Annotated in this window: 12 protein-coding genes; 9 read left to right on the forward strand and 3 right to left on the reverse strand. The window is 47.0% G+C overall.

Going from position 1 to position 15,156, the window contains the following annotated elements:
* Window positions 1-25: 25 nt before the first annotated feature.
* Together FTU67_RS00400 and FTU67_RS00405 are read right to left on the reverse strand one after the other, a co-directional pair.
* Window positions 26-1,651 carry an NAD+ synthase gene (locus FTU67_RS00400; protein ID WP_180056911.1) on the reverse strand — a complete coding sequence of 542 codons (1,626 nt, stop codon included), beginning with the start codon at window positions 1,649-1,651 and terminating at the stop codon, window positions 26-28.
* 374 nt (window positions 1,652-2,025) lie between these two features.
* Complete coding sequence (locus FTU67_RS00405) at window positions 2,026-2,526, reverse strand: hypothetical protein (RefSeq protein ID WP_016659914.1); 501 nt, start codon at window positions 2,524-2,526, stop codon at window positions 2,026-2,028.
* A gap of 154 nt (window positions 2,527-2,680) precedes the next feature.
* On the opposite strand from FTU67_RS00405, the gene FTU67_RS00410 reads away from it, so the two are divergent.
* The 5 genes from FTU67_RS00410 (at window position 2,681) to FTU67_RS00430 (ending at window position 9,297) form a co-directional block, all read left to right on the forward strand.
* Complete coding sequence (locus FTU67_RS00410) at window positions 2,681-4,183, forward strand: AAA family ATPase (RefSeq protein ID WP_180056910.1); 1,503 nt, start codon at window positions 2,681-2,683, stop codon at window positions 4,181-4,183.
* A complete protein-coding gene (locus FTU67_RS00415; RefSeq protein ID WP_005176227.1) occupies window positions 4,171-5,634 on the forward strand; it encodes a VWA domain-containing protein in 1,464 nt (487 codons plus the stop codon). Before FTU67_RS00410 ends, FTU67_RS00415 begins: the two co-directional genes overlap by 13 nt.
* 209 nt (window positions 5,635-5,843) lie before the next feature.
* The gene (locus FTU67_RS00420; protein ID WP_180056909.1) at window positions 5,844-6,800 is read left to right on the forward strand and encodes a metal-dependent hydrolase; all 957 of its coding nucleotides are present in this window, start codon (window positions 5,844-5,846) and stop codon (window positions 6,798-6,800) included.
* Window positions 6,801-6,815: 15 nt separating this feature from the next.
* On the forward strand, window positions 6,816-7,667 hold the full coding sequence (locus tag FTU67_RS00425) for an SDR family oxidoreductase (protein WP_180056933.1): 852 nt from the start codon (window positions 6,816-6,818) through the stop codon (window positions 7,665-7,667).
* Between the two features lie 175 nt (window positions 7,668-7,842).
* Complete coding sequence (locus tag FTU67_RS00430) at window positions 7,843-9,297, forward strand: NAD(P)/FAD-dependent oxidoreductase (RefSeq protein ID WP_180056931.1); 1,455 nt, start codon at window positions 7,843-7,845, stop codon at window positions 9,295-9,297.
* Window positions 9,298-9,416: 119 nt separating this feature from the next.
* Here FTU67_RS00430 and gltA read toward each other — a convergent pair whose 3' ends face one another.
* The gene (gltA, locus tag FTU67_RS00435; protein ID WP_005176240.1) at window positions 9,417-10,691 is read right to left on the reverse strand and encodes a citrate synthase; all 1,275 of its coding nucleotides are present in this window, start codon (window positions 10,689-10,691) and stop codon (window positions 9,417-9,419) included.
* A gap of 1,020 nt (window positions 10,692-11,711) precedes the next feature.
* On the opposite strand from gltA, the gene sdhC reads away from it, so the two are divergent.
* The 4 genes from sdhC to FTU67_RS00455 are packed head-to-tail and all read left to right on the forward strand — an operon-like array spanning window position 11,712 to window position 15,111.
* The gene (gene sdhC / locus FTU67_RS00440; protein ID WP_005176242.1) at window positions 11,712-12,110 is read left to right on the forward strand and encodes a succinate dehydrogenase, cytochrome b556 subunit; all 399 of its coding nucleotides are present in this window, start codon (window positions 11,712-11,714) and stop codon (window positions 12,108-12,110) included.
* On the forward strand, window positions 12,110-12,475 hold the full coding sequence (sdhD, locus tag FTU67_RS00445; RefSeq protein ID WP_005176252.1) for a succinate dehydrogenase, hydrophobic membrane anchor protein: 366 nt from the start codon (window positions 12,110-12,112) through the stop codon (window positions 12,473-12,475). The genes sdhC and sdhD overlap by 1 nt, the downstream gene beginning before the upstream one ends.
* A gap of 12 nt (window positions 12,476-12,487) precedes the next feature.
* Window positions 12,488-14,386 carry an FAD-binding protein gene (locus FTU67_RS00450; RefSeq protein WP_005176254.1) on the forward strand — a complete coding sequence of 633 codons (1,899 nt, stop codon included), beginning with the start codon at window positions 12,488-12,490 and terminating at the stop codon, window positions 14,384-14,386.
* Window positions 14,387-14,400: 14 nt separating this feature from the next.
* A complete protein-coding gene (locus FTU67_RS00455; RefSeq protein WP_005176256.1) occupies window positions 14,401-15,111 on the forward strand; it encodes a succinate dehydrogenase iron-sulfur subunit in 711 nt (236 codons plus the stop codon).
* The last annotated feature ends 45 nt before the right edge of the window (window positions 15,112-15,156 follow it).

Genomic DNA, 15,156 nt, shown 5'->3' on the forward strand with positions numbered 1-15,156 from the left:
TTTTAGGATGGATCAGATCAGGGGCTTATAGGCCCGGTTTCCAGCCATTGACTAATGGATAACGGCGTTCACGGCTAAAAGAACGTGATGTAATGCGTGGACCAATTGCGCCCTGACGGCGTTTGTATTCATTGCGGTCAACCAGACGCACCACTTTTTCAACCACAGCCTGATCAAAGCCTTTGGCAATAATATCGTCCTGGCTCAGGTCTTCTTCAATATAGGCATACAGGATCGCATCTAGCACATCATACGGTGGCAAAGAGTCCTGATCTTTCTGGTCCGGGCTCAGTTCAGCTGATGGCGGACGGCTAATTACACGCTCCGGAATCACCGGCTGTTCGCTTATACTGTTCCGGTATTTGGCCAGTTCAAACACGATGGTTTTGTAGACATCTTTGAGAACTGCATAACCACCAACCATATCGCCATACAGGGTGCAGTAACCGACTGACAGTTCAGATTTGTTACCAGTCGACAGGACCAGGTTGCCAAATCTATTGGATAAGCCCATTAGCAACGTACCGCGGGCACGGGCCTGCAGGTTTTCTTCGGTGGTATCAACCGGGCTATTGCCAAAGAATGGATACAGGGTTTGCATAAAGCTGTTCACAATCGAGTGAATTTCGGCAATGCCAAAGGTCACACCCATGGTTTTGGCTTGCTGTGCAGCATCTTCTACACTAATTTGCGCGGTATAGGTATACGGCATCATCACCGCTTGTACTTTGTCTGCACCCAGGGCATCAACCGCAATGGCCAAGGTTAGTGCAGAGTCAATCCCGCCAGATAAACCCAGAATCACGCCTGGGAAACCTGAACGTTGTACATAGTCACGTGTTGCCAGCACCAGACCCTGATAAATTTCAGCCATGGTGTCGAGGGCTGCCGCCTGTTCGCCCGTTTTATAGCGCTGCTGTTCGGCTTCATACTCCACCACAAACAGGCGTTCCTGATAGGTTGGCGCACGTAAAGCAAGTTCACCGTCTTTGCTGATCAGGAAGCTGGTGCCATCAAAGATCAGATCATCCTGACCACCAACCTGATTGACATAGGCCAGGTTCAGATTCAGCTGTTTGGCCAGCGCAGTCATGGTATCAATACGGTGCTGTGGTTTACCAACTTCGTATGGCGATGAATTCAGCACCAGCACGGTTTCTACATTCAGCTGGGCCAGTTGCTGTACAGTGGCTAAAGACCAGACATCTTCACAAATCAGTACGCCAAATTTATGCCCCAAGTATTCAAAGACCAGATGTTGATGACCTTCGTTAAAATAACGTTTTTCATCAAACACGCCGTAGTTCGGTAAATTCTGCTTGTTATAAATACCCAGAATCTGGCCATCTTTCATTACCGCAGCCGAGTTATAACGCTGGCCATCTTCAGTTTCATTGACAAAACCAAATACCACAACGATGTCTTTAATCTGGCTGAGCTGTTCAAACGCTTTTTGCGTGCGTTTTTTGAGGCTTGGGCGTAACAGCAAATCTTCTGCTGGATAACCAATCAGAGAAAGCTCTGGGAAAATGATCAGGTCAGCCTGTTGTTTTTTCGCTTCATTTGCTTGTTCAAGCATTTTTTGCGCATTTGCTTCGAGATTGCCAATGTATGGAGAGAACTGTGCAAGGGCAATTTTAAAAGATTTCATTAATTTACGTCCTATTCCTATAGGGTTTTGAATACACGGGCTGCCGCTTGTAATTATGGTGATCGGGCAGCGGTGCATTCTGATACTAAAAAGTACTGCCGACTGGCTCAAGTATAAAAAGTAATACGCATACGACTTGATAAAATCTTATTTTGCAATGCAAAAAATCAGACGGGTTTATTTTATCTTAAATTAATTCAGATGCTAGAGCATATTCAGGATAATTGCATAGTAGCGGCAATTCGCGCCGTGAGAGAAGGCGCATAATGCTTTATTTAGTAAGCTTGAGTAACAAAAGCATGGGTTCGGTGAATCGGGCCTGATGGCACAAAAAACCGGCATTTTTCAATATGCAAACGCTATTGCAGCGCAGTTTAAGCCGGTGGATGCAGAATAATATTGTCAATCTTGTTTAAAAAAATATCGCGGGCAATATCGCCTTGCTGTTCAATGTTGTAGGCAAAAAACGGTTTACCGGGAATCAGCTGGTAACGGTAGGGATTATACCGCCCGGCAGACAGATAAAAAGCGGTTTGCAGCAGCGCACCTTTCAGCAGCACATTAATCTGCTGCTGATGCTGGTAAATATGTGTCATTTCATGAATCAGCACCGCCTGAAAGGCAAGCGGTGCCTGGCTATAATCTTCCCGGTACAGCGGATCACGCACATGAATATAACCTTGCGGCGCCATCAGAATATGCGCCGGTTGCCAGGGCAAATAAGGATGATTCATGATGCTGACCCGGCTGTAATCAATCAGCTGCCCGAACACGCGCTGGCATAACGCAATTTCGCCCGGGGTTAAAGCCCGGCAGCGAAACTGCTCCAGTTTAAGCAGGCGTAGCAGTAGCGGTAACAGTTTCAGTAACAGCATGGTGAAAGATCAGGTCGGGCCATTCAATTTTCCCAGTTATAACAAAACTGGCAGGTAAATTTGTAGCAAAAATTTCATCTGCGGTGGCTTGCCGGTTTTTCTTCATTTCCGCAAACCGTTACAATGCAGTTTTTCGCGCACGTTCAGGTATTCGATGAAAGCACGTATTCATACACTTATTTCGCAAATGTCCCAGCAGATGTATGAACGTGAACAGGTGATCGCACAAACCTTGCTGGCCGCTGTGGCCGGCAGTCATACCTTTTTATACGGCTTGCCGGGCACGGCCAAAAGCCTGATTTCCAGACGGGTTGCAGCCGCTTTTGAGGTCGATGCCTATTTTGAATATTTGATGAACCGCTTTAGTACCCCGGAAGAAATTTTTGGCCCGGTGTCAATTAAAGCTCTAAAAGAAGATCACTATATCCGTAAAACCGAGCATTATCTGCCCTGTGCCGATTTTGCTTTTCTGGATGAAATCTGGAAGGCCAGCCCGGCCATTTTAAATACCTTGCTGACTTTGGTGAATGAAAAAGTCTTTAAAAATGGCGAGCAGCTGCAGCAGGTGCCCTTAAGTGTGCTGATTGGTGCATCCAATGAAATTCCTGAACCGAATCAGGGACTGGATGCGCTGTATGACCGTTTTATTTTGCGTCTGGTGGTCGAACCCATTCAGCAGGCCGGCAATTTTCATCAGCTGCTACAAGCCAAACCGGGCAGTGCTCATTTACAGCTTGATGAATCACTTAAAATTACCCAGGCCGAGCTGGCCGAATGGCGCGAACAGATTCATGAAATTGAGCTGCCGGCTTTGGTATTACAGGTGATTGATCTGATTCGCCAGTATTTACAGCAGCATGTCGATGGCTTGTCGGTCTATATTTCGGACCGGCGCTGGCAACGTGTAGCCTATCTGCTCAAAGCTGCGGCATTTTTAAATGGCCGGCCGCAGGTCTTGGTCAGTGATCTGTATCTTCTGAAATCCTGCCTGTGGAATCAGCTGGAAGATATTCGGGAGATGCACAAGCTGATTGATCAGGCCATTCTGGAGATTGGCTTGCATGCCGATTTGCAATTGGAGTCACTAATTCAGCGCAAAGACGAGCTGGAACAGCAGATGCTGAACGCTTTTTACTATACCGATGATGTCTATGAAAGCTATCTGATTCAGGACAAGGAGTACTTAAGAGCAGTGACTCACCTGGATCATCATTATCAGGATAAAGTGCTGTATCTGTTATTAAATAAAATGGACAGCAAACAGGATTTCTTTGCTGTGGATGCTTCCGGTGAGGAAATTCGCGGCATCGTGTGTAACTTTAATGGCGGCCGGCTCTGTACCTTAAAAGGCGGCTATTATGGGCTGGAAGAAGTGGTCACACCGTATATTAAATACCCGAAAGGCAGCGCACGCCGTGTCATTGATGAAAAGTTGGTGCAGCAGTTGCGGGGAGAGCTTGCCCAGCTACAAAATGCACTGAGCGAAGACTTAGCCCTGTTACAGCAGCGTTTTGATGCCCAGTCAGCACATTTTGCTTCAGTCTTTGTTGCCGCCGCCGACAGTGCCCAGTTACAACAGCATGTGCAGCAGCAGTTACAGCGCTATCAGCTGCAACTGCAAGACTGCGCGCGGCTGGAACAGCTATGTCAAGGCTAGACCTGCAGCAGCATCAGCGTCAGCATACAGCGTTAGAGCAGTTGACCGGACAGCTGTATCAGGAACTAGCCGACTCCTCCTTAAAACACTGGCTGGATGATCAGAAAGTCAGTCAGCATCTGGATGATAAAGTCCGGGCCTGGGCCTATCAGGCCAAATCCAGTCTCGATCAGCAGCATCCTTATAGGGAAGTGCAGCAGCAACTGGAACACTGGCTGGCGCAGCCCTCCATCAATAGCGCCGAGTTTCAGCAGATGCAGGTGCAATATCAGGATTTTCAGGCTCAGCTGGGGCTGCCTGATTTAAGCCCGTTTTGGACTCAAAGCGCTACTTTCTCTGCCGGACAGCGCGAGCTACAGGCACAGTTATTAACAGAAAAATGGCAACGTAAACTGACCGAAGCCATTGCTCATTGGGAATTTGAGCAGCTGGCCTTGCAGCGGGATGCTTTTCTGGATGAGATTCGCGATTTTCTCAGCCAGATGCAGCGACTGGCCAAATACAAAGATGCCACCGGCATCGAAACCGGTATTTTTATTGACTATTCCAGAGGCCAGTTACAACCACAGGATATCCAGCAGTTTGAGCAATGGGCCAGCTATTTGCAGGAGGATCGTGAGCTGCAAGCCTTGTGTCAGAAAATCGGTTCTGCCCAGCCTGCACATTATCCGCGCCAGGCCGTGCAGCAGCATCGGCCAGAGCAGGAGCTGGAATTGCTGGAGCAGCATTGGCACGAAGAAATTACCGGCATTCAGCTGGCGCAGGATTTGAATCTGGCGCTGCCGAGCGAGCTGGCCTTACTGGCCGATCCCGATCTGGCGCTTTTATTTGACCTGAAATATCTGGAATCCAACCTGATGAGCTTTAACCTGCAAGGTCAGCACAGCAGTCGGGTAATTCAGGATCAAACAGCACGGCACAAGCGTCTGGGGCAAAAAGGCCCGATGATTTTGTGTCTGGACACCAGCGGTTCCATGCACGGCCAGCCGGAGCTGATTGCCAAAGCCATGAGTCTGTATCTGGCAATTCAGGCCATGAAAGCCAAACGCCCGATGTATCTGATTAACTTCTCGACCCAGCTGACCAGCCTGAATTTACTCGAAGGCTATTCGCTGGATGATCTGATTCACTTTCTTAGCCAGTCTTTTCATGGCGGCACCGATGTTATTCCCGCCATCGAACATGCCCTGTCGATGCTGGCCCAGCCAAATTTTCACAATGCCGATGTGCTGGTGGTGTCCGATTTCATCATGGGGCAGTTACCGACAGAACTGATGGCCCAAGTCGAGCAGCAGAAACAGCAGGGCACCGGTTTTTATGCGGTAGCGATTGGTAACTTCCGTTTTGAACATCTGAATCAGGGCCTGTTCGATCATCAGTGGATTTATCAGTCCAAAGAACGCAAAGTGCGTTATCTGCCCAGTAACCGCAGTGACAGAGTGTCCAAATAGGCGCTGACCCCAATTGACAAGGAAATGAGCTCTGCGGAAAAAAGTGTGAGCAAATTGTCAGACAATATTTTTTAAAGTCACGATTTGCCAATTTTATGACGATTTTGGCAACTGGTTTCAATGCAGGGCTGGCTTAGTTTTGGTCTCATTCAGGTCGATGACCACGGTGTCTTGACCTGGCTCAAATGGACAAAACAAAGAGAATAGCCATGCAGATTGCTCAGTTTTTACCTCAGCCTGTTCGCCATTTTTTCAGCGCGACACCTTTTGATGCCGAGAAACAGTCGGCTGCCCTCCCAATCCGGCATATGAAATTCGACTTTAAGGCCGAAGAAATAGACCCCAAATTTTACTTGAATGCCGAACTGGCCAGTGCCTATTTTGCCTCGCTGTCGATTTTCCTGACCTATGGCGAAGATCTGGTGATTGACACCGCGCGTTATCATCGTGAGCTGTTAAATGATCCCGTGCTAAAAAAGCGGGTCACCTCCCTAATTGGCCAGGAGGCGCTACATTCCAGATTGCATGAAGAGCTGAATGATGCCTTTCGGGATGCCGATCTGCCGGTTGAGCTGTTCCGTTCCTGGGCCAGATTTGTCTTTGATCACGGCTTTAACCGTTTGCCACAGCCGATGAAACTGTCGCTGATGGCTGGCATTGAACATTTCACCGCGGTGCTGGCCGAGTACATGATGAATCATGAGGAAATTTTCTTCCAGTCGCATGATGAAAAGCAGCGTGCCATCTGGATGTGGCACATGCTGGAAGAATCGGAACACAAAGACATTGCCTATGATGTGTTCCAGTCTTTATCCAACAGTTATGGCTTGCGCATTGCCGGTTTCTTCCCGGCGCTCATCACCATCCTGGTGCTGATTTCCATTGCCTCGCTGCTGGTGCCGTTTTATCGCAAACCGTCTAATTTGTTTAGCCTGAGTTACTGGAAAGACCTGCCGCGTAGCATCAAGCTGATTTTTGGTCTGCAAGATGGCGTGTATGGCAGTAGCTGGGCGCATATTCTGGATTATCTGCGTCCCGGTTTTCATCCGAATGACCATGATACTTCGGCCTTTTTAGCCTATTACAAGGAACGTTTGCTGCATCCGGAAAGCGGGGTGTTAACGCCGTATTTCGTCAAGGAATTTACCCCGGCGCTCAAAGTGTAAGGATGAAGAAGGATGATGGGATTATTTGCAAAAAAAGTGCGACTGAGCCAGCAGGCCTATGCGGTGGTGACCGGTGCAGGCAGTGGGATTGGACGCAGTTTTGCGCTGGAACTGGCCAAGCGTGGTGGCAGCGTGATCTGTGCCGATATCAATCTGGCGGCGGCTCAAGCAACCGCCAAGCAGATTGAACACCAGTTTGCTACTGCGGCCTTTGCGTTGCAATGTGATGTGGGTGTGGCCGAGCAGGTGCAGCAACTGGCTGAACAGTCTGAACAGCTGTTGGGCCATCCGGTGACTTTGCTGATCAATAATGCCGGTGTGGGGCTGGGTGGCAAGTTTGATGAAGTCAGCCTGGCCGACTGGCAATGGTGTATGCAGGTCAACTTATGGGGCGTGATCCACGGTTGTCATTATTTCGTACCGAAACTGAAACAGCAGGGTGGTGGTGCGATTATTAATGTCGCTTCGGCTGCTGGTTATACCGCAGTGCCGGAAATGACCGCCTATAACGTCAGCAAGTCCAGCGTACTGGCCTTGTCTGAAACCCTGTCTGCCGAGTTACGTGGCGCCAATATTCGCATCAATGTGTTATGCCCAACGCTGGTGCCGACCAATATCATGAAAAATGGCCGTTTGCCTGCGCATTATTCGGGACTGGCAGATCATTTGCTGACCCATCATGCCTTTGTCAGCTGTGAGCAGGTGGTAGCGCAGACCTTAAACAATTTAGACCGGGGCGAGCTGTATACCATTCCACAGCCAGATGCCAAACTGTTCTGGTGGTTCAAGCGTGCCGCGCCGCGTTTATATACCAAGCTGCTGGGTGTGGGTTATCCATTATTCAATAAATATGTACAAAAATCCTGAGTAGAAAAAAATGAAACAAGATGATCAAGTCACGTTGCAAACGGTCGCTGAGCCGGCCGATCTTGTGCTCAAAAAGCCTAGTCGAAAAGCCAAAAGTGCCAGTGCAGCATCAGCAAGGGCAGGGGCCAATCAGCCAAATTCTCAAACAACTGAGCAGCGCGGTAGATCAACTACTATGCCAAGCCGGGTCTATGACACCATTATTATTGGGGCGGGTATTTCCGGTCTGGCAGCGGCCTATAAACTGAATCAGGCTGGCTATCAGGATTATCTGGTGCTGGAAAAAGCCGGCCGGGTAGGAGGCACCTGGCGGGACAATACCTATCCGGGTTGTGGTTGTGATGTGCCCTCGGCCTTATATTCTTTTTCCTTTGCGCCAAGTCATGGCTGGAGTCATTTATTTGCCAAGCAGCCGGAAATCCTGCGTTATCTGGAAGATGTGGCGACCCGTTTTCAGCTATATGCCAAGATTGAATTTCATAATGAACTGCAAGATGCACGCTGGAATGAGACTGAACAGATGTGGGAGCTCAACACCAGCAAAGGGCGATATCGGGCCAGAACCGTGATTTTCTCTACCGGCCCGATTACCGAGCCGCAACTGCCGAAAATTAAAGGTATCGACAGTTTTAAGGGCGAAATGTTCCATTCGGCACGCTGGAACCATGCCTATGACCTGCGTGGTAAACGCATTGCGGTCATTGGCACCGGCGCCTCGGCCATTCAGTTTATTCCGAAAATTCAGCCTCTGGCCAAAGAGTTATATATTTTCCAGCGTACAGCGCCGTGGGTCCTGCCAAAGCCTGATCTGCCTCTGAATCAGGTGATGAAAAGTACACTGGCCAAGTTTCCGGCCATCCAGCAGCGTTGGCGCGGTGCGGTATCGCAATCTTTGAATCTGATTAATTTTGGCCTGCGTCATCCACCTTTGTTGGAGCCCGTGAATGTACTCAGCCGGCAGCTGTTAAAATTACAGGTCAAAGATCCGGCTTTACGTCAGGCGGTTACCCCCAATTTTTCGGTCGGCTGTAAGCGTTTACTGTTTGCCAATGATTATTATCCGGCCTTGCAGGCCCCGAATAGCACTTTAATTCCGCATGGCTTGGTGGAAATTGAAGGCAATACGGTGATTTCCGCCAATGGTGACCGGCATGAGGTCGATGTGATTATCTGGGGAACGGGCTTTGAGGTGTCACATCCACCGATTGGTCGCCGTGTGCAGAATGCCCAAGGCCAACGACTTTCCGAGCTGTGGCAGAGCAGTTCACCCGAAGCCTTTTTGGGCACCAGTATCCAGCATTTACCCAATGCCTTTTTGGTGCTCGGGCCGAATATTCTGGTCTATGATTCCTTTATTGGCATTGCTGAAGCGCAACTGGACTATATTGTCAGTGGTTTATTGCAAATGAAAGCCAAGGGCTTAAAGCGCATTGAAATCAAGCCGGATGTGCTGAAATACCACAATGCCAAAGTACAGACTCATGTGCAGAAAACTGTGTTTAACCGTGGCGGCTGTCAAAGTTATTATCTGGACCAGAATGGTCGCAACTTTGCCGCCTGGCCGTGGTCACTGGCCGAGTTAAAGCGACGTTTACAGCGCCTAGATCTGGAGCATTATCAGGTAGCTTAACGTACTTTTGCGCTGAATATTGGCGTTGCCTCGGTCTGGTCGAAACGCGCATTTAGTTTGAATGTCCATAAAAAAACCACCCAAACGGGTGGTTTTTTCGTCGTTGAACGCGAACCGGATTAACGGTTGATGTCGCGTTGAACTTCGCCAGTGTAAAGCTGACGAGGACGACCGATCTTGTAAGGACCGCTGTGCATTTCTAACCAGTGGCTGATCCAACCAACTGTACGTGCAAGCGCGAAGATCACAGTAAACATTTCTGTCGGAATACCAATCGCTTTCAGGATGATACCAGAGTAGAAGTCTACGTTTGGATACAGGTTACGCTTGATGAAGTATTCGTCAGAAAGCGCGATACGCTCAAGTTCCATTGCTAACGCTAATTGTGGATCGTTGATACCTAATGCACCAAGAACTTCGTCGCAAGTCTCTTTCATTACTTTCGCGCGTGGGTCGAAGTTTTTGTAAACACGGTGACCGAAGCCCATCAGTTTAACTTCTTTAGTCTTCACTTTTTCCATGAAGCCAGCAACGTTTTCTACAGTGCCGATTTCATCCAGCATCTTAAGAACTGCTTCGTTCGCACCACCGTGCGCAGGACCCCAAAGTGCAGAGATACCCGCAGCGATACAAGCATAAGGGTTAGCACCGGTAGAACCCGCTAAACGTACTGTAGATGTAGACGCGTTTTGCTCGTGGTCAGCGTGAAGAGTGAAGATACGGTCCATTGCTTTGGCAAGAATCGGGTTCACTTTGTAGTCACGGTCTGCAGGCGTAGCAAACATCATGTACAGGAAGTTTTCAGCGTAGCTTAAGTCGTTACGTGGGTAAACGAATGGTTGACCCACAGTGTACTTGTAGCTCCAAGCCGCTAAAGTAGGAATCTTCGCGATTAAACGGATCGCAGTGATTTCACGGTGGTTAACATCTTCGATGTCCAGGTTGTTGTGATAGAACGCAGATAATGCACCCACAACACCAACCATGATCGCCATAGGATGCGCATCACGACGGAAACCGTTATAGAAGCGGCTAACTTGGTCGTGAACCATGGTGTGGTTACGAACTTTCGCGTCAAATTCTTCTTTTTGCTCAGCTGTTGGAAGCTCGCCGTTTAATAACAGGTAGCAAGTTTCCAGGTAATCAGCTTTAGTCGCCAATTGATCAATCGGGTAACCGCGGTGTAACAGAACACCTTTGTTACCGTCAATGAATGTGATCTTAGATTCACAAGAAGCTGTCGCCATAAAACCAGGATCAAAAGTAAAGTGACCTGCAGCCAACACATCCTTAACGTCAATTACATCTGGGCCCAATGTGCCGCTGTAAATTGGTAATTCAATTTCTTTGCCATCAAGCTGTAAAACGGCTTTCTTGCCAGTTGCTTCAGACATTCAATAGATCTCCTGTCCTGGTGAATGTTGATCTGACTCGTAGTATCAATCTTTTAATGCGCGAATCAGACGGATCGAAAATTTGCTATAAGATTAGTGTGTACTGAAATTTTGTCAATTATACTTATGGATAAAAAGTGACGCTGACACAGCAGCTTAGTCAAAAAATATTCGTATGAAAAACTGAGTAAAATCACAGCACCGACGCGCTATAATAAGTCAAATTCCCGGACAGGTGCAGAAAAAAATAATAGGAATGCTTTAATTGTAAGCAATTTTTTAGCGTTAAAAGCTCTTGAAAAGCCAGGCTGCTGGAATTTTAAGCTTTCCGAAATGTATCTGTTTTTCATAACTTAGCTGGGCTTTGCCGGTTCTGCTGCTGCTTTGTTATTCATAAATAAAAGCGCTAAGTCTGTCATTTTTTTAGGTTTAACTGGTTAAAAAATAGCTGATTAAATCAGCCATTCAGCCAGTTAACTTGTTCTGATGCGCTGAAATTGCAAGTAAAGTCAGAGCAATCTGTCAGCTTTTGCAAGACTCAAAATCCAAATGCCGGCCTGAAGCGGGAAGCACGGGCAGGGCGCTGAAAATATTTCATGTTGTTTGCCTGATAGCAAATATTCAAGGAAAAAATATTCAGGCACCCAAAGATAAAGTGAAAAGATTCAATAATATAGTGTCTAGACATTTACTGTGCTGCTTTAGTCTAAATATTTCAGTCCGGTGAAAATTGCAATTATAGCTAAAACCAATAGCAGAAATATAAAATAAATTAATAAAAAACAGTGAGATGATGCCTTAAAGATGTATCCGGTTGATGTGTTTCATAAATTACCTATTTGTTAATGATTCTTATTTAAGGATTTTTTGTTCAAAAAGCCCAGTGCGGTTGTTTGTATTTTAATAGTTGACGTTTTATAATTCAGTGTCGTTTTGAATATAGGCATTCGAATGCCTAGCAATGCCAGCTTTCCTTCGAATTAATTCCAACAAACTCCGGATGGAGTTTTTACTTACAGGATGCCCGCTGTGAAAAGCAACAGACCTGTCAATTTGTCCATGGGTCAAGTTTTATCAGTAAACTTAAAATCACCTGTGGCTATTGCATCAATTTTACACCGTCTTTCAGGTGTCATCGTATTTTTACTCGTACCGGTACTTCTTTGGTTATTAGACAAGTCTTTGTCTTCGCCAGAAGGTTTTGCAGAAGTACAGGAAATCTTTAACGGTTTCTTTGTCCGCTTTATCGTATGGGTATTTGTAGCCGGATTAATCTATCACTTCATCGCTGGTGTCAAGCATTTACTTGCTGACCTTGGTGTTGCAGAGGAACTGCAAAGTGGTCGTGTTGCAGCTACTATCGCATTAGTCTTGTCTGCGATTGGTATTCTCGCAGCCTTTGTATGGATTGTTCTCTAATGAAAAGTGCTACAGGTTTAACGGGTTCAGGTTCTCGCGACTGGTTTATCCAACGCGTAAGTGCTGTTGTTCTTGCTGTTTATACCGTTGTGGTATTTGGTTGGATTCTGCTGAATGGCGGATTTAACTTTGAACAGTGGTACGGCTTTATGATGACATTACCAATGAAGATTTTATCTTTATTGGCAGTCTTATCTCTTGTTGCACACGCATGGATTGGTATGTGGCAGGTATTCACAGATTACGTGACTACTCGTCAGATGGGTCCTTCAGCTTCAGGTTTACGCCTAGTGCTGACTTCAGCAGTGATTATTGCTGTTTTTGCATACGCAATCTGGGCAATCCAGATTTTCTGGGCGAATTGATAGGAAGATATCATGGGCGCGATTAACCCTAAAGAAGATTATTCAAATATTCCACACCAATTTTTTGACGCAGTCATCGTTGGTGGTGGTGGTTCAGGTATGCGTGCATCTTACCAACTTGCTCAAGCGGGTTTGAAAGTTGCAGTACTGACCAAAGTATTCCCAACACGTTCGCACACAGTTGCAGCGCAAGGTGGTATTGGTGCATCTCTTGGTAACATGCAAGAAGATAACTGGCACTACCACTTCTATGACACGGTTAAAGGTTCTGACTGGTTAGGCGACCAAGACGCGATCGAATTCATGACGCGTGAAGCGCCACAAGTGGTTTATGAATTAGAACACTTGGGTATGCCATTTGACCGTAACGCAGACGGTACAATTTACCAGCGTCCATTCGGTGGTCACTCTGCAAACTACGGTGAAAAAGCTGTGCCACGTGCATGTGCTGCTGCTGACCGTACAGGCCACGCGCTGCTTCACACGCTTTATCAAAGCAACGTGAAAATGGGTACTCAATTCTTCGTTGAATGGATTGCACTTGACTTAATCCGTAACGAAGCAGGCGACGTACTGGGTGTAACTGCAATTGACCAGGAAACAGGTAAAATTGCGGTATTCCAAGCTAAAGCGACGCTATTCGCTACTGGTGGTGCAGGTCGTGTTTACCGTGCCTCTACTAACGCGTATATCAACACGGGTGACGGTCTTGGTATGGCTGCTCGTGCAGGTATTCCATTACAGGATATGGAATTCTGGCAATTCCACCCAACAGGTGTTGCGGGCGCAGGCGTATTGTTAACGGAAGGCTGTCGTGGTGAGGGTGGTATCCTTCGTAACGATTCTGGCGAACCGTTCATGGAACGTTATGCTCCTACTTTAAAAGACTTGGCGCCACGTGACTTCGTATCACGTTCTATGGACCAGGAAATTAAAGAAGGCCGTGGTTGTGGTCCAAACAAAGACTACATCTTGCTGGATATGACGCACCTGGGTGCTGACACGATCATGAAACGTCTGCCATCTGTATTCGAGATTGGCAAGAAATTCGCGAACGTTGACTGTACCAAAGAGCCAATTCCGGTTGTACCAACAATCCATTACCAAATGGGTGGTATTCCGACCAACATTCATGGTCAGGTTGTTGTTCCAGAATCTCGTGAAACGACTCCACTGGTTGCTAACTACGACAAAGACACTGACACATATTCTACAAATGCAGAAGGCCGTGACTTTGCGAAACCTGTAAAAGGTTTCTATGCAATTGGTGAATGTTCATGTGTATCTGTACACGGTGCAAACCGTTTAGGTACTAACTCACTGCTTGACCTGGTGGTATTTGGTAAAGCGGCTGGTCAACATATCATTGAGTATGTAACTAAACAGCACGATGGCGAGTACGAACCACTACCTACAACTGTACTTGAAAACACGCTGAACCGTATTCGTAAACTTGACGAATCAACTTCAGGTGAAAACGCTCAAGAAGTTGCGGATGCAATTCGTAACATCGTTCAGGATCACGCAGGTGTATTCCGTACTTCAGCATTGCTTGAAGAAGGTGTGAAACAGATTCTTGCGCTTGAACCACGTGTTCGCAATATCCACCTGAAAGACAAATCTAAAGTCTTCAACACTGCACGTGTAGAAGCATTAGAAGTTGAAAACCTATACGAAGTCGCAAAAGCAACCTTGATTTCTGCTGCTGCGCGTAAAGAATGTCGTGGTGCGCACACTGTTGTAGACTTTGAATTACCACCAGATCACCCGACTTATTCTTATGGTCGTCGTGATGATGAGTGGATGAAGCACACTCTGTGGTTCTCTGCAGACAACCGTCTTGAGTACAAACCAGTACGTTACAAGCCGCTTTCTGTTGCAGCTATTCCACCTAAACCACGTACATTCTAATCAGGAGAAACAAGATGAGTAGAGGTACTCGTACATTTCATATCTACCGCTATGATCCTGATAAGGATAAAGCACCGTACATGCAAACATTCAAGCTGGAATTGACTGATAAGCATCGTATGTTGCTTGACGCACTTTTGGCGTTGAAAGTACAAGACGAAACTTTAACGTTCCGTCGTTCTTGCCGCGAAGGTATTTGTGGTTCTGATGGTGTAAACATCAATGGTAAAAACGGTTTGGCGTGTCTTTGGAACCTGAACGATTTACCAAATGAAATCACCATTCGTCCATTACCAGGTCTGCCAGTGATCAAAGACCTAGTTGTTGATATGAATCAGTTCTACGACCAGTACAACAAGATTCAGCCATTCTTGATCAACAACCAGCCTGCGCCACCAAAAGAGCGTTTACAGTCTCAGGAAGACCGTGAGCACCTAGATGGCTTGTATGAATGTATTTTATGTGCATGCTGTTCAACTTCATGCCCATCATTCTGGTGGAACCCGGACAAATTCCTGGGTCCTTCAGCGCTGTTGAATGCTTACCGCTTCATCATCGATTCACGTGATACTGCAACTCAAGAGCGTCTGGCGCGTCTTGATGACCCGTTCTCGCTGTTCCGTTGTAAAGGCATCATGAACTGTGTGTCAGTTTGTCCGAAAGGTCTGAACCCAACCAAAGCAATCGGTCACATCCGTAACATGCTTCTGGATACTGCGGGTTAATCTGAACGCCAGTTTGGTGAATTCAAAAAGCACATCTCTGGATGT

It is taken from the genome of Acinetobacter sp. YH12132 (genome assembly GCF_013418645.1).
Lineage (GTDB): Bacteria > Pseudomonadota > Gammaproteobacteria > Pseudomonadales > Moraxellaceae > Acinetobacter > Acinetobacter indicus.